The organism is Lonsdalea britannica, assembly GCF_946477055.1.
Lineage (GTDB): Bacteria > Pseudomonadota > Gammaproteobacteria > Enterobacterales > Enterobacteriaceae > Lonsdalea > Lonsdalea britannica_A.
Genome location: NZ_CAMKXG010000055.1, coordinates 1 through 15,658, shown reverse-complemented (window position 1 = coordinate 15,658; position 15,658 = coordinate 1). Strand labels below are relative to the sequence as shown.

Below are 15,658 nucleotides of genomic sequence, written 5' to 3'. Positions count from 1 at the left end.
ACAACGTCGACCTGATCGTCGAAATGAATGGTTTGCTGTTCGTAAGTCTGGGATGCCATCGTCTGTACGGCCGCGTCCGATGCCTTCAACATCCGCGCCACCGGTACCGGCTGATAATTGGCGACGTGATAACGAATGCTGTAAATCGGGCCCAGCGTGGCTTTGAAACCGCTGGCCAGCGCCTGCGCCTGACTGCTCGCCTGTTCGATCGCCTTCTGACGCGCCTGATCGCGATAGGTATCCGGGTTCGATACGCTGAGATCAACCGTGCGAATTTCATTCAGGCCAGACTTCAGCGCGCCATCCAGCAGCTCATTCAGCTTATCCAACTGACGTACCGTCACTTCCACCTGTCGAACGGCCAGGTAACCTTTCAGCACGGTGCCGCCGGTTTTCAGATAGTCGTACTCAGGCTGGGTGCGGATATTGGCCGCATTGATATCTTTTTTGTCGATCCCCTGCTTGGCGAGGAAATCGAAATATTGCGCGACGCGGGCATCCGCCTGTTTTTTGGCATCAGCGGCATCCTTGGAGGACACGCTGACTTCAATGGCCAGACGCGCAATATCCGGCGTGGCGTCCACGCTTGCAGCGCCTGAGGTGACGATGTGCGGGCCATTAGGCAACTCGTTGGCCGTAGCGGCGGCAGATAGTGCCCCCATACCGATAATCGCAGCCAGTGTCAGTGTCTTGAGTTTCACACTCTCTCCTTTCAAATTGTGACGGCAGTGCACACCATACGCGAGGTGGCTACCACTCAATATAGGAGAGTTTCTGAATATTCGCAGGGCGTTAGCTAAACGAACGGGCAATGAAAAAGGTCCGATGCGCGTTTTTTCCATTATCGGACAATGGTCGAAAAAGTCTTATCGAGCAGAGGGTTAGTTTCATCCTCTCCGTTGATGCGCTGTCGGCCTTGTGAAAGCGATACACCGTCGAGGCGCATGACGGCGGCCTGAAATAGAGCCTCGGCCGATTCAACACTCAACGCAGAACACCGGTGTCTCCCTGTCTATTGCTGACATCTCACCGCGATTCGTCCCCCATAACCGCGGGCCTATCGATTCGCCGCGAAGGCCGACGGGGACTGTCCGAATTGTTTGCTAAAGGCCGTGGTGTAGGCGCTATGACTATCGTAACCACTCGCCAGCGCGACCTGCGTGATCGGGATCCCCTGCATCAATAACGTCAGCGACGACATCAGCCGTAGCTGCTGGCGCCATTTACCGAAGGTCATGCCGGTCGACTGGAGGAAGTGCCGATGGAAGGTCTTATCGCCCATCGCGAGTCTGTTGGCCCACTCGGCGGCGGTGGCGGCATCGCCCGGGTTGTCCACCAGCGCCTGACACACCTGTTGCATCGCGCGATCAGCGCTGCCTGCGGGCCAAGGAAGATGGAGCGGAAGCACCGGCTGGGTATGCAGTTCTTCGACCAACAGCTCACCGAGCAAACGCAGACGAGTGGAAGAGACCGCAGCATCCTCGGATTGGCCTAACGCCATGATCAGCTCCCGCAGCAGACCGGAGACATGAACGACGCAATCGGTCGACGGCAAGCGAGCGCACACATCCTCACGCACGAACAGGCCATGCGCCTGCAGCGCCACCGGGACCACCAGCCGGTGCGCCACGCCCGACCGCAGCCAAACCGCGGCGGTCGGCGGCACCAGCCACTGGCCGCTGTCGGCCTCTACGCGCAACAGGCCGCGATCCGCATAGATCAAATGACCATAAGGATGCGAATGTAAAGGCACGACATGGCCCGCGGGATAGCGTACGGCGACACCGAATACCGGCAGGCCGCAGGCGTCTCCTGCGCTCAGGTCAAGCGCATGTGAGCCGTCTTCGGAAGAGGAAAAGCCCATGACAGTGAAGTTTGTCCAAATCAATAAAGTATTTGTCCATTTTTATGTAGATGGACGCCACCTGCAAGCCTAACATCGAAGACAAAGTCATCTACTGGGTCAATTCACCGATGTTCGTATTCTCTCTTTCACCACGGCGACTACCCCTGATCTCCGGTCGGGGTCTGCGCACGTCCGTTCGTGCCACGACCCATCCTGATTCCCCCTGACCCCGACCCTCGTCAGCTTGCTCCAAGCCAGGGGGATCAGGTGCCCACAATGTCCCTGGAGTCCTTTTCATGCTGACCGATCCTTCTCAGAAATACCGCCCCACCGCTTCGGTCGATCTGACCGACCGCCAATGGCCATCACGCACCCTGACACAAGCCCCGGTCTGGCTGTCCACCGACTTACGCGACGGCAATCAGGCCCTGTTTGAGCCGATGAACCGCGAGCTCAAAATCCGCTTGTTCCATGAGCTGGTACGCATTGGTTTTAAGGAAATCGAAGTGGGCTTTCCCGCCGCTTCGCGCACTGATTTCGACATCGTGCGTCACTTGATCGACACGGACCAGATTCCTGAAGACGTCACTCCGATGGTGATGACGCAATTGCGCGATGACCTGATCGCCGAAACGGTGCGCTGTGTGGCTGGCGCACGACGTGTGATCGTGCATTTCTACAACGCTATCGCCCCCGCGTGGCGCGAGATCGTCTTCGACATGAGCGTGCCGCAGATTATCGATATGGTGGAGCAGCGGATTACGCTGTTCAAACAACTGACGGCGGCCCACCCGGAAACCGAATGGGTCTTGCAATACTCACCCGAGACTTTTTGCATGGCCGAGCTGGAGGTTTCACTGGCCGTCTGCAACGCCGCCATCCGCGCGTGGGATGCCGGTCCGCAGCGACCGATGATCATCAACCTGCCGACCACGGTAGAGATCGCTACGCCTAATGTTTTCGCCGACCAAATCGAATGGATGGATCGCCGGTTAGCGCGGCGCGAGCACATCGTACTCTCCGTTCATCCCCATAATGACCGGGGGACGGGCGTGGCCTGTGCCGAGCAAGCCATGCTGGCTGGCGCGCAACGGGTCGAAGGTTGCCTGTTCGGCAATGGTGAACGCAGCGGCAACGTCGATGTGGTGACGCTGGCGCTGAACCTCTACACCCAAGGCATTGCGCCGGGACTGGACTTCTCCGATATTGCGGCGGTCGCCCGCGTGGCCGAGGAGTGTACCTCGCTGCCTATACACCCGCGCCACCCTTATGTCGGCGATCTCGTCTTCACGGCGTTTTCCGGCTCGCATCAGGATGCCATCGCCAAAGGCTTTGCCGCACAAAAAGCCGATGAGCCCTGGCGCGTGCCTTACCTGCCCATTGACCCCAAAGATCTGGGCCGCACTTACGACAGTATCGTGCGGGTTAATAGCCAGTCAGGCAAAGGCGGGATCGCCTTTTTGCTGCAGCGTGACCACGGTATCGTCATGCCGCGCCGTATGCAGGTGGAGTTCAGCGCCATCGTTCAAGCACAGGCCGACGCCAGCGAAACGGAGCTGACCAGCGAGCAAATTTGGGAGCTGTTTAAGCGCACCTACTTTGCCCCGGTTCGGGAACAGCCCGGCTTTATTCATCATCGCCACCGCTTGTTTGAACATGCAGACGGGCAAGGTATTGAGCTGGCACTGGTGAATGAAGCCGGTGACGTCAAAACCTGCGAGGGGACAGGCAGCGGCCCCATTGACGCGGCTGTCGCGGCGCTGGGCATGCCGCTGCGTATCGATAGTTATGAAGAACGCAGCATGGGGGCAGGGTCCGATGCAATGGCGCTGGCCATTGTGGAGGCCGCGATACCCGGCGTACCCGGTTCACGCTTCGGCGTGGGACGACATGCAAACATCGCAACCGCGTCAGTTTTAGCCGTGTTGAGCGCCGCAGCCCGATTCGCTACGGAGATGGCGACTGCCGACTGAGAGCCGATAGATGACCGCCCAGGGGCTTCGCGCTGGGCGGGTTTCACCGTGAGTTTTCATCCGTGGGGTTTAGTGAGGTGACACTGCCGCCCTCCCCGTTTTCGCTGTTGGCTCACGTTGGCGCGTCTGCATCTCAAACCGGCGCGTCCTCTGCTTATGACGCAGTCTCTGACAGCGAAATTAGCTTATGCAACGGTGGGATTTGTGGCGCGTTGGCGTCGTCTGGGAAGGCGTGTTCGGGCGGGGAAAAGGATATCGCGCTGCCCGTAAAAGGGGGCGGACAGCGCGTAAAAGAGAGGACTGACTTACGCCTTGTCGGCGGGTTCCGCCGTCGCAGTCTGGTGCAAATGCACATCCATCTGCGGGTAAGGAATGCCGATCTGATGTTTATCAAGCGCACGCTTGAAGTTTTCCAGCAGGTCCCAGTTCACCTCGGTGGAGTCTGCGTTGGTGGTCCATACGCGCACGACAAAGTTCAGGGAAGACGCCGCCATTTCGTTCAGACGGATCACGACATCTTTATCTTTCAGAATACGGTCGTCTGCTTTGATGATGTCGCCCAGCACTTTCTTCACCACATCGATATCTGCATCGTAAGCGACGCCCACAATGATCTCGGTACGGCGATTCGGCTCGCGGGAGCTGTTGATGATATTGCCGGAGATGATCTTGCCGTTCGGTACGACGATGATGCGACCATCGGTGGTCAGCAGCGTACTGGAGAAAATCTGTACCTGAGTCACGGTGCCGCTCACGCCACCCAGATCGACCGTTTCACCGGTACGGAAAGGACGGAACATCACAATCAGCACGCCAGCAGCGAAGTTGGACAACGAACCTTGCAGCGCCAAACCTACGGCCAAACCGGCGGCACCCAACACGGCGATAATCGATGCCGTCTGTACGCCGATGCGGCTTAACGCGGCAATCAATGTAAAGGCAATCACGCCGTAGCGCGCAATCGCAGACAGGAAATCCGCGACCGTGGCATCGATATTACGCGCCCGCATCAGACGGTTCAGGGTGCCTGAAACCACCCGCGCGACAATCAATCCCGCGATCAGAATGACCAGTGAGGAAACAATATTAACCGCATACTCCAGCAGCACATGTTGATTGTTGGTCAACCAGGTCTGCGCGCGACTTACGCTTTCTGTTACACCTAAATCTTCCATTAACTTACTCCTGTTTGAGACTCGCTAAACTCACTTACCCACACCAAAATCTACCGTTATTGGTTTAAAACGGCAGTAAAAATAAGGCTCCCGAAGGAGCCTTATTGAAGCCATTTAAATCGTATTTATTACAGAACGTCGATCGCGTTCAGTTCTTTAAAGGCTTGTTCCAGACGAGAGATCATGGTGCTCTGCGCAGCACGCAGCCATGCACGCGGGTCGTAGTATTTCTTGTTCGGCTTGTCAGCGCCTTCCGGGTTACCCAGCTGTGCCTGCAGGTAGCCTTCGTTTTTCTTGTAGTATTCCAGAATACCTTCCCAGGTAGCCCACTGGGTGTCGGTATCGATGTTCATTTTGATAACACCGTAGCCAACCGCTTCTTCGATTTCTGCAGCAGTAGAACCAGAACCGCCGTGGAACACGAAGTTCAGGCTGTTGTGCGGCAGGTTGTATTTTTCAGAAACGAAGTCCTGAGAGTTGCGCAGGATTTTCGGCGTCAGCTGTACGTTACCCGGCTTGTAAACGCCGTGTACGTTACCGAAGGAAGCCGCGATGGTGAAACGCGGGCTGATAGCGTTCAGTTTTTCGTACGCGTAAGCCACGTCTTCCGGCTGAGTGTACAGCGCGGAGTTGTCCAGATGGCTGTTATCTACGCCATCTTCTTCACCGCCGGTGCAACCCAGTTCGATTTCCAGAGTCATACCCAGTTTCGCCATGCGAGTCAGGTATTTGCTGCAGATTTCGATGTTTTCTTCCAGAGACTCTTCAGACAGGTCGATCATGTGAGAAGAGAACAGCGGTTTGCCGTGAGCGGCGAAGAATTTTTCGCCAGCGTCCAGCAGTCCGTCCAGCCACGGCAGCAGTTTCTTAGCGCAGTGGTCAGTGTGCAGAATAACCGGAACACCGTAGTATTCAGCCATCTGATGAACGTGATGCGCGCCAGAGATAGCACCCTGGATAGCCGCCTGCTGCGGAACATCGGATTTCAGGCCTTTACCTGCGATAAAGCCAGCACCGCCGTTGGAGAACTGTACAATGACAGGTGCGCGAACTTTTGCAGCAGTTTCCAGCACGGCGTTAATTGAGTCGGTACCGACACAGTTAACGGCGGGCAGAGCAAATTTGTTTTCTTTTGCGACTGCAAAAACTTTCTGTACGTCATCACCAGTGATGACACCAGGTTTTACGAAATCGAAGATTTTAGACATGTTACGTGTCCTGTTTCGTTGGCCGTGGGGGGTTAGAGATAGCAACGGTTGCCTCCACCTCAGCATAGAGACAACCGCAAACGGGAGATACCTCTCCCGTCGTTCGTCATTACTGCTTAGCGCGTTCTTCCAGCATCACTACGGCCGGCAGTTTTTTACCTTCAACGAATTCAAGGAAGGCGCCGCCGCCAGTAGAGATGTAAGAGATTTTGTCTTCAATACCGAACAGGTCGATAGCTGCCAGAGTATCGCCGCCGCCCGCGATGGAGAAAGCGTCGCTATCGGCAATCGCCTGTGCGATCACTTCGGTGCCTTTACGGAAGTTCGGGAATTCGAACACACCTACCGGACCGTTCCACAGGATAGTCTTGGCATTTTTCAGGATTTCAGCCAGGCGTTCTGCAGAAACGTCGCCCAGATCCAGAACCTGTTCGTCATCTTTGATTTCAGAGACGGATTTCATCGTGCAGCTGGCGGTTTCAGAGAACTCAGTCGCTACGCGAACATCGGTCGGTACCGGAATGTCGCAAGTTTCCAGCAGTTTTTTCGCTTCCGGAATCAGGTCCGCTTCGTACAGGGATTTACCCACGTTGTGGCCCTGAGCCGCGATGAAGGTGTTGGCGATGCCGCCACCGACGATCAGCTGGTCAGCGATTTTAGACAGAGAGTCCAGCACGGTCAGTTTGGTGGAAACTTTAGAACCACCGACGATAGCGACCATCGGACGAGCCGGTTTACCCAGGGCTTTACCCAGCGCTTCCAGTTCAGCAGACAGCAGCGGACCGGCACAAGCGATCGGTGCGAATTTACCTACGCCGTGAGTTGAAGCCTGAGCGCGGTGAGCCGTACCGAAGGCGTCCATGACGAACACGTCGCACAGCGCGGCGTATTTTTTCGCCAGCACTTCGTCGTCTTTCTTCTCGCCTTTGTTGAAGCGGACGTTTTCCAGAACAACCAGTTCGCCTTCCGCGACATCAACGCCTTCCAGGTAGTCTTTCGCCAGACGTACTGGTGAAGACAGTTTGTCTTTCAGATAGTTAACAACCGGCAGCAGAGAAAATTCTTCGTTGTATTCGCCTTCGGTAGGACGACCCAGGTGAGAAGTCACCATCACGCGGGCACCCTGCTTCAGCGCTTTTTCGATTGTCGGCAGAGATGCGCGGATACGCGCATCGGACGTCACTTTGCCAGCTTTAACCGGTACATTCAGATCCGCACGGATCAGCACACGTTTGCCAGCCAGATCCAGATCGGTCATCTTAATTACAGCCATGGTGAATCCTCTTGGTTGATTCTCTTAAAGTTGCTTGAGCGAGGCGTCGGCAGAACCGCCGCCGCGTACTAGAATCCGCAGGCCGCCATTGCCCGAGTTGTATCCAACATGCGGTTGGCGAAGCCCCATTCATTATCGCACCAGACCAGTGTTTTTATCAGATGATGTCCACTGACCCGGGTTTGTGTTCCGTCTACGATCGCGCTGTGCGGATCGTGATTAAAATCGGCCGAAACTAACGGTAATTCTGTGTAGTCAACTATACCACGAAATGCCCCTCGCGCTGAGCTTTGCAGCAGGCTGTTGATTTCGCAGACGTTTACTTTACTTCTCACGCTAACGCTTAGATCGATCGCCGTGACGTTCGTGGTGGGAACCCGCACGGAAATCGCTTCGAAACGATCCTGGAATTTCGGGAAAAAACGCGTAATTCCCGCCGCCAGTTTGGTGTCCACCGGAATGATTGACTGACTGGCCGCACGCGTGCGGCGCAAATCATGATGATACGCGTCAATCACCGGCTGATCGTTCATTGAGGCATGAATGGTGGTTACCGTACCGCTTTCAATGCCAAAAGCGTCATCGAGCAGTTTTATCACGGGAATAATACAGTTGGTGGTGCAGGATGCGTTCGACACCAGACGGTGGTCAGACCGCAAATCATCCTGGTTAACGCCGTACACCACGGTGGCGTCCAGATCTGGCGTACCGGGATGCGAAAACAGCACCTTGCGAGCGCCAGCGGCCAAATGCGCTTCACCGTCAGCCCGGCTGCCGTAGACGCCGCTGCAGTCCAGCACGATGTCCACGCCCAGTTCTTTCCAGGGCAGGTTTTGCAACTGAGGCTCGTGCAGCAGGCGAATGATGTCATCCCCCACGTACAGCTGGTCGCATTCCTGACCGACATCCCACGAAAAACGGCCATGGCTGCTGTCGTACTTGAGCAGGTGGGCGATCCCTTCGGCATTCGCCAGCTCATTGATCGCGACGACGGAGATCTCGGCGCGCCGCCCGGACTCATAGAGAGCTCGTAATACGCTGCGTCCTATCCGACCAAAACCGTTTATCGCAATACGGATTGTCATGAAATTCCCTGTGTAATGATAAAACCGCTGGTCCTATAGAATAATCAGTACATCGTCAGGAATAAACCGTTGGTTATACCTTGCGTTTTCTTCGTCATCGACCCGTAAAATCCGGCTTATTTAGCGGAATAAGGTGACTGCTCCGATGACTGAAACGCTTCAGCTAGCATAAACGAATTCATTGTCAAAAGGAATCGTCCCCACGGGCATGTGCCAGAAGAGTGACGTACGTCAAAAAAATGAATACAACTACTTGTCGCCTCGCAAAAGCAGGGATCGCAGATCAAAAAAGGCCGGGAGTTTTCCCGGCCTTTTTAGTGAGACGCAGTGCTTATTTCAGCAAGGCTTTTGCCTTCGCCACAACGTTTTCAGTCGTGAAGCCAAACTCTTTGAACAACAGCTCGGCTGGCGCAGACTCACCGAAGGTGGTCATGCCGACAATCGCTCCGTTCAGGCCCACATACTTGTACCAGTAGTCGGCAATACCGGCTTCCACCGCCACGCGCGCGCTCACGGCGGCAGGCAGTACGGATTCACGGTACGCGGCATCCTGCTTATCGAACGCGTCAGTCGAAGGCATGGAAACCACACGCGCCTTCACGCCGTCGTTCGTCAGCTGCTGCCAGGCCTCTACGGCCAGTTCCACTTCAGAACCTGTCGCAATCAGGATCAGGTCAGGCTGACCGTCGCTGTCTTTCAGTACATAAGCGCCTTTGGCGATATTCGCCAGCTGCTCAGCGGTACGTTCCTGCTGCGCCAGGTTCTGGCGAGACAGGATCAGCGCGGTAGGACCGTCTTGACGTTCAATCGCATATTTCCAGGCCACGGCGGTCTCGACCTGGTCGGCCGGGCGCCATGTGCTCAGGTTCGGCGTCACGCGCAGGCTGGCCAGCTGTTCAACAGGCTGGTGAGTCGGGCCATCTTCGCCCAGACCGATGGAATCATGGGTATAAACGTAGATGCTGCGCAGTTTCATCAGCGCCGCCATACGTACCGCGTTACGCGCATATTCCACGAACATCAGGAAAGTGGCGGTGTAAGGAATGAAACCGCTGTGCAGGCCAATCCCGTTGGCGATAGCGGTCATACCGAACTCGCGCACGCCGTAGTGGATGTAGTTGCCCGCCGGATCTTCATTCAGCGGTTTGGAGCCAGACCACATGGTCAGGTTGCTTGGCGCCAGATCGGCTGAGCCGCCCAGAAATTCAGGAAGCAGTTTGCCGTAGCTCTCCAGCGCATTCTGCGAAGCCTTACGGCTGGCGATGCTGGCTGGGTTAGCCTGCAGCGCTTCAACGTATTTGGCGGACTCCGCCTGCCAGTTTGCCGGCAGTTCGCCGTCGACGCGGCGACGGAATTCAGCAGCCAGATCCGGATAGGCGCTCGCGTAAGCGTCGAATGCCTTGTTCCACAGCGACTCTTTGCGCTGTCCCGCATCGCGGGCATCCCACTCAGCGTAGATTTCTGCCGGGATTTCGAACGGACCGTAGTTCCAGCCAATGTTTTTACGAGTCGCGGCCACTTCGGCATCGCCCAGCGCAGCGCCGTGTACTTCATGCGTGCCCTGCTTGTTCGGTGAACCGAAGCCGATAACCGTTTTGCACATCAGCAGTGACGGTTTGTCGGTCACCAGCTGTGCTTCGCCGATAGCGCGTTTGATCGCATCCGCATCGTGACCGTCGATACCGCGGATCACATGCCAGCCGTAGGCTTCGAAGCGCGCGGCCGTGTCGTCGGTGAACCAACCGGTGATGTGACCGTCGATGGAAATACCGTTGTCATCGTAGAACGCCGTCAGTTTGCCGAGTTTTAGCGTCCCCGCCAGTGAACAGACCTCGTGAGAGATCCCTTCCATCATGCAGCCATCGCCCAGGAACGTGTAGGTGTGGTGGTCGACGATGTCATGACCCGGACGGTTGAACTGCGCCGCCAGCGTACGCTCGGCGATCGCCATACCGACCGCGTTTGCGATCCCCTGACCCAGCGGACCCGTGGTGGTTTCCACGCCCGGCGTATAGCCGACTTCCGGGTGACCCGGCGTTTTGGAGTGCAGCTGACGGAAGTTTTTCAGTTCTTCCAGCGGCAGATCGTAGCCGGTCAGGTGCAGCAGGCTGTAGATCAGCATGGAGGCATGACCGTTGGACAGCACGAAGCGGTCGCGGTTGGCCCAGTGCGGGTTAGCAGGGTTATGATTGAGGTAGTCACGCCACAGGACTTCGGCGATATCGGCCATACCCATCGGTGCGCCCGGATGGCCAGATTTGGCCTTCTGCACACCATCCATGCTCAACGCACGGATAGCATTGGCAAGTTCTTTACGAGAGGACATGTTTTACTCCAGATCGGATTGAACAAGTGTCTTGCCGAACACACGATATATAAATCAAAACGTTAGCCCGAAAAGACCAAGAAGAGATAGTTCTAAATGTACATGAAATCCCGGCTGAATGCACTGGGAACCGTACGGGCCGAACGCCCTCAGGACGGGGGATTCACGCCATCGCGGCCCCGTCAAACGCCACCATTGCCCACCGATTCAGGGATACAGCGTACTATTTCCTGCCGAATAGAATGTTCTGCATTTATTCCTATTAATACCCTGTGCATTCCCTTACATTATCCCCGCTTTTATTACGTCTTTAGACAAAGACGCGTTGTTTTTACTTACAATCCTAGGGAGAAAAGGGATGAAATTACGAGTTTCACTATTAGCTATCGTCATGGCAACGTCATTGAGCGGCTGTAAGAGTATGGACGCAACGCAGATGCTGCAGTCCGGCACCCAGGCTTTCAAAGCCGCCTCTCTGAGTGATTCAGATGTAAAAACGCTCAGCGCGCAGTCTTGCCAGGAAATGGATAAAGAGGCGAGCATCGCACCCGCCAACAGCAAATACACCAAGCGCCTGAACAAAATCGCCAACTCACTCGGTCACGACATCAACGGCACCCCGGCTAACTACAAAGTTTACCTGACCAAAGACGTCAATGCCTGGGCGATGGCTAACGGCTGCATCCGCGTATACAGCGGCCTGATGGACATGATGAACGATAACGAAGTCGAAGGCGTTCTGGGTCATGAAATGGGTCACGTCGCACTGGGTCATAGCCGTAAAGCTATGCAGGTTGCTTACGCAGCCGAAGCCGCACGTTCCGCTGCCGCATCTGCGGGCGGTGTTGCTGCTACGCTGTCCAAGTCTCAGTTGGCCGATCTGGGCGAAGCGCTGGTTAACGCGCAGTTCTCTCAGGCTCAGGAATCTCAGGCTGATGACTACTCTTTCGATCTGCTGAAAAAACGTGGCGTAAACCGCGAAGGTCTGGCGACCAGCTTCGAGAAACTGGCGAAGATGGATGCAGGCCGCGACAGCAGCATGTTTGACTCCCACCCGGCGTCGAAAGAACGTGCTGAGCATATCCGCAAGCGCATCACCGAAAACAAATAATCGCTGACGCTTTCAGATAACGACAAAGGGCGCCCCGGCGCCCTTTTCATTTCGACTTCCGCCCTCTCCGCTCCTTTAGCCAGCTTGATATCTTCATCGCATTGCGATTGATCCCCAGCCTGAACGCCGTTCAACTGCCCGCGTGGCGCGATGCCTCATGGGACAACGCCCTGACGTCAATGCACGGAGTGGCAACGACAGAAACAATAAAGGCTGAGTTCGCACTCAGCCTTCTCGTACTGTGACGCCTCAGGACGCGTTACTCGTCTTCGAGGTAGGTGTAACCGTAAAGCCCGGTTTCGAACTCATGCAGGAACTGCGCACGCAGTTCGGGCTGCAGCTGAGCCGCCTTCACCTGATCGCGGAAGCGAGACATCAGCACATCCGGATTCAGCTGCACGTACTCCAGCATATCCGCGACGGTATCGCCTTCATCTGACTCCACAACATCGACCTTGCCATCTTCGCCGACAAAAACGTCCACGGTGGCGGTGTCGCCGAACAGGTTATGCATGTTGCCCAGGATTTCCTGGTAAGCGCCCACCATGAAAAAGCCCAACAGCGGCGGATCTTCCGGATTGTACGGCGGCATCGGCATCGTCGTGGCGATACCGTCGCCATCAATATAATGGTCAATCGCGCCATCGGAGTCGCAGGTGATATCCAGCAAGACCGCGCGACGCTCCGGCAGCTTATCCAGTCCTTCCAGCGGCAGTACCGGGAACAGTTGGTCGATCCCCCACGCATCCGGCATTGACTGGAACAGCGAGAAGTTGACGTACAGCTTGTCCGCCATCCGCTCCTGCAGTTCGTCGATGATCGGTCGGTGTGCGCGATTGCTGGGATCAAGCTGCTGCTGGATACGTTGGCAGATGCTCAGATAAAGCTGTTCCGCCCTCGCCCGCTGCGTCAGATCCAGCATGCCGTGCGCATACTGCGTGTGGACGTCGTACAGGTCCATCTGGCTGTCGTGCAGCCATTCGCGCAGGGAGCGGCGATTACCCGTTTGGGTGATCTCGTTCCAGGTCGACCACATACTTTCGAGCGCGCGTGGCGCGTCTTCATCCGGCGCTTCCGGCTCGCTGAATTCGTTGCGCTCCACGCCGATGATGTTGGACACCAGCACGGTGTGATGCGCGGTCAGTGCGCGACCGGACTCGGTAATCACCATCGGATGCGGCAGGCCATGTTCATTACAGGCGTCGCCGATACCCCAAATCACGTTGTTGGCGTATTCGTTCAGGCCATAGTTAACAGAGCAGTCCGACTGAGAACGTGTCCCTTCATAGTCCACGCCCAAACCACCGCCTACATCGAAGCACTGAATATTCACACCCAGCTTATGCAGTTCGACATAGAAACGGGCCGATTCGCGCACGCCGGTCGCGATATCCCGAATATTCGCCAGCTGAGAACCGAGATGGAAATGCAGCAATTGCAGGCTTTCCAGACGGTTGGCCTCGCGCAGCATTTCGACCAGCTGCAATACCTGCACGGCCGCCAGTCCGAATTTGGATTTTTCGCCGCCGCTGGACTGCCATTTGCCTGAGCCCTGAGAAGCCAGTCGCGCACGTACGCCCAGACGCGGCACCACGTTCAGACGCTCCGCCTCTTCCAGCACCAGCCGGATTTCCGACATTTTCTCAATCACCAGGTACACTTTGTGCCCCAGTTTTTCGCCGATCAGCGCCAGACGAATATATTCACGGTCTTTGTACCCGTTGCAGACGATGACGGTGCGGGTCATGCCGGCATGGCCGAGCACGGCCATCAGCTCCGCTTTGGAACCGGCTTCCAGTCCCAGCGGCTCGCCGGAATTCACCAGCGATTCGATCACCCTGCGGTGCTGGTTCACCTTGATCGGGTAAACCAAAAAGTAGCCGCCCTCGTAGCCGAAGGACTCGCGCGCACGCTGGAACGCGCCGTTGATGGAGCGCAGACGGTGCTTCAGGATTTGCGGGAAGCAGAACAGCGCGGGCAGACGACGATCGGCTTTGCCCTGCCGCTCCTTCACCAACTGTGCCAGGTCGACACGCGCCTCCGGCACATCCGGATCGGGACAGACGGTGATATGCCCCAGCTCGTTGACGTCGTAATAGTTATTGCCCCACCAGGCAATGTTGTAGGTGCGCAGCATTTCGCTGGCATCGCGATCATTCATGGCCACCTCCTGCATGGAGCGTACATTGTCGTGCTTACCCGCCGCTGACGAGCGTGAATGGATCATGTCGTCAGACATGGCAGTCCCCTTCTGTTATAGCAATATCGGCAATTATGGATGCTCCAGCGTAGACAACCTGAAACATGCGTTCTGTCTGTACCAGTAATGATGCAGAACCCGGCAGACAATAGTATGCCGTCCTTATGTGACTCTTTTCAGTGTAAAGCACGATGTCAGGCTCCGAGATATGTTTCGGTAAAAATCCAGGGAAACCATCATCAGAAGAACGCGCGGCGTCCATCTGCACAGGAATGAAAGACGGGTCAGCCAGCGCGGGAATCCTGCGTTGCGCTGCGGGACAGGCAAGGCTGGGCTGAAAGCGGAAAGAGGTGATACGAAGACGCCATAGCGGCGACGGCGCGGCGCGGCGAGCGCGACTCACTGAACAAACAACGGGTCATTAATCCTATCACCTCCCAGCAGGCCGCAGGCTATGCGGTCTGGCCATTAACGGAAACGGCAAAAAGTAAGCATATCACGGGTATCGAAACCGATTGCCGGTTATACCGATCCCACCGTCGAAAATCAAAATGAAATTCGTAACAATCCGAGGAGTTGCGACAAATCACGCAAGAGACCACCTAACGGGATCCAGATCGGCGGGCAAAAACTACTGGCAATAGGACTAAAAACCGACCTAAAATAGCCATCCAGATGTTAATCCGTCTATACCGATTAACCGATACACTGCTTAACGGCTTTGCTTTTACAAGGTAAAGAAACTCATGGCTAGACACCTATTTACATCCGAGTCTGTTTCCGAAGGACATCCTGACAAAATTGCCGACCAGATCTCTGACGCGGTTCTTGATGCGATTCTGGAACAGGATCCCAAAGCACGCGTCGCTTGCGAAACTTACGTCAAAACCGGAATGGTGTTAGTCGGTGGTGAAATTACGACCAGCGCCTGGGTAGATATTGAAGAGATCACGCGTCGCACGGTTCGCGACATTGGCTACGTGAATTCCGATATGGGATTCGACGCCAACTCCTGCGCAGTGCTGAGCGCCATCGGCAAACAGTCTCCGGATATCAATCAGGGCGTTGACCGCACCGATCCGCTGGAGCAAGGCGCGGGCGACCAAGGCCTGATGTTTGGTTACGCGACCAATGAAACCGACGTGCTGATGCCTGCACCGATCACCTTCGCCCACCGTCTGGTTCAGCGCCAGTCCGAAGTCCGTAAAAACGGCTCGCTGCCGTGGCTGCGTCCGGACGCGAAAAGCCAGGTCACCTTCGCTTACGATAACGGCAAAATCGCCGGTATCGACGCCGTGGTTCTGTCCACTCAGCACTCTGAAGACATCAAACTGAAAGATCTTCAGGAAGCGGTGATGGAAGAGATCATCAAACCTGTGCTGCCGGCCGAGTGGCTGACCGCAGGTACCAAATACTTCATCAACCCGACCGGCCGTTTCGTTATCGGCGGCCCAATGGGCG

At 56.1% G+C, this 15,658-nt stretch carries 11 protein-coding genes; 3 read left to right on the top strand and 8 right to left on the bottom strand.

The annotated features are described in order from the left end of the window. On the bottom strand, window positions 1-701 hold a 701-nt coding region (locus Q7O77_RS06045), incomplete at its 3' end, for an oxidative stress defense protein (RefSeq protein ID WP_304164334.1). Between the two features lie 356 nt (window positions 702-1,057). Further along, the gene (locus Q7O77_RS06040) at window positions 1,058-1,888 is read right to left on the bottom strand and encodes a helix-turn-helix domain-containing protein (RefSeq protein WP_304164332.1); all 831 of its coding nucleotides are present in this window, start codon (window positions 1,886-1,888) and stop codon (window positions 1,058-1,060) included. A 254-nt stretch (window positions 1,889-2,142) separates the two neighbouring features. Here Q7O77_RS06040 and Q7O77_RS06035 point away from each other — a divergent pair, with 254 nt between their 5' ends. Next, window positions 2,143-3,819, top strand: a complete 1,677-nt coding sequence (locus Q7O77_RS06035) for a 2-isopropylmalate synthase (RefSeq protein ID WP_304164331.1) — start codon at window positions 2,143-2,145, stop codon at window positions 3,817-3,819. Window positions 3,820-4,124: 305 nt separating this feature from the next. On the opposite strand, the gene mscS is transcribed toward Q7O77_RS06035, so the two are convergent. The 5 genes from mscS to tkt all read right to left on the bottom strand — a co-directional run bounded on the left by mscS (window position 4,125) and on the right by tkt (window position 10,886). Then, window positions 4,125-4,994, bottom strand: a complete 870-nt coding sequence (mscS, locus tag Q7O77_RS06030) for a small-conductance mechanosensitive channel MscS (RefSeq protein WP_085651275.1) — start codon at window positions 4,992-4,994, stop codon at window positions 4,125-4,127. 128 nt (window positions 4,995-5,122) lie between these two features. Then, window positions 5,123-6,202, bottom strand: coding sequence for a class II fructose-bisphosphate aldolase (fbaA, locus tag Q7O77_RS06025; protein ID WP_304164326.1), 1,080 nt, complete (start codon window positions 6,200-6,202; stop codon window positions 5,123-5,125). 109 nt (window positions 6,203-6,311) lie between these two features. After that, window positions 6,312-7,475, bottom strand: coding sequence for a phosphoglycerate kinase (gene pgk / locus Q7O77_RS06020; protein ID WP_085651273.1), 1,164 nt, complete (start codon window positions 7,473-7,475; stop codon window positions 6,312-6,314). Window positions 7,476-7,543: 68 nt separating this feature from the next. Beyond that, window positions 7,544-8,560, bottom strand: coding sequence for an erythrose-4-phosphate dehydrogenase (gene epd, locus Q7O77_RS06015; RefSeq protein WP_085651272.1), 1,017 nt, complete (start codon window positions 8,558-8,560; stop codon window positions 7,544-7,546). Between the two features lie 331 nt (window positions 8,561-8,891). Further along, the gene (gene tkt, locus Q7O77_RS06010) at window positions 8,892-10,886 is read right to left on the bottom strand and encodes a transketolase (protein WP_304164324.1); all 1,995 of its coding nucleotides are present in this window, start codon (window positions 10,884-10,886) and stop codon (window positions 8,892-8,894) included. Between the two features lie 358 nt (window positions 10,887-11,244). Between tkt and Q7O77_RS06005 the strand changes: the two genes are divergently transcribed. Next, window positions 11,245-11,997, top strand: coding sequence for a M48 family metallopeptidase (locus tag Q7O77_RS06005; RefSeq protein ID WP_304164321.1), 753 nt, complete (start codon window positions 11,245-11,247; stop codon window positions 11,995-11,997). Window positions 11,998-12,256: 259 nt separating this feature from the next. Here the strand turns inward: Q7O77_RS06005 and speA are convergent, their stop codons facing one another. Beyond that, the gene (speA, locus tag Q7O77_RS06000; RefSeq protein WP_304164319.1) at window positions 12,257-14,236 is read right to left on the bottom strand and encodes a biosynthetic arginine decarboxylase; all 1,980 of its coding nucleotides are present in this window, start codon (window positions 14,234-14,236) and stop codon (window positions 12,257-12,259) included. Window positions 14,237-14,943: 707 nt separating this feature from the next. Between speA and metK the strand changes: the two genes are divergently transcribed. Next, the coding region (gene metK / locus Q7O77_RS05995; protein ID WP_304164317.1) for a methionine adenosyltransferase at window positions 14,944-15,658 on the top strand (715 nt) is incomplete at its 3' end.

Bases quoted from the DNA above. Each gene is read 5' to 3' on its own strand.
- Q7O77_RS06035 (WP_304164331.1), top strand. From the start codon at position 2,143: ATGCTGACCGATCCTTCTCAGAAATACCGCCCCACCGCTTCGGTCGAT.
- mscS (WP_085651275.1), bottom strand. From the start codon at position 4,994: ATGGAAGATTTAGGTGTAACAGAAAGCGTAAGTCGCGCGCAGACCTGG.
- fbaA (WP_304164326.1), bottom strand. From the start codon at position 6,202: ATGTCTAAAATCTTCGATTTCGTAAAACCTGGTGTCATCACTGGTGAT.
- pgk (WP_085651273.1), bottom strand. From the start codon at position 7,475: ATGGCTGTAATTAAGATGACCGATCTGGATCTGGCTGGCAAACGTGTG.
- epd (WP_085651272.1), bottom strand. From the start codon at position 8,560: ATGACAATCCGTATTGCGATAAACGGTTTTGGTCGGATAGGACGCAGC.
- tkt (WP_304164324.1), bottom strand. From the start codon at position 10,886: ATGTCCTCTCGTAAAGAACTTGCCAATGCTATCCGTGCGTTGAGCATG.
- Q7O77_RS06005 (WP_304164321.1), top strand. From the start codon at position 11,245: ATGAAATTACGAGTTTCACTATTAGCTATCGTCATGGCAACGTCATTG.
- speA (WP_304164319.1), bottom strand. From the start codon at position 14,236: ATGTCTGACGACATGATCCATTCACGCTCGTCAGCGGCGGGTAAGCAC.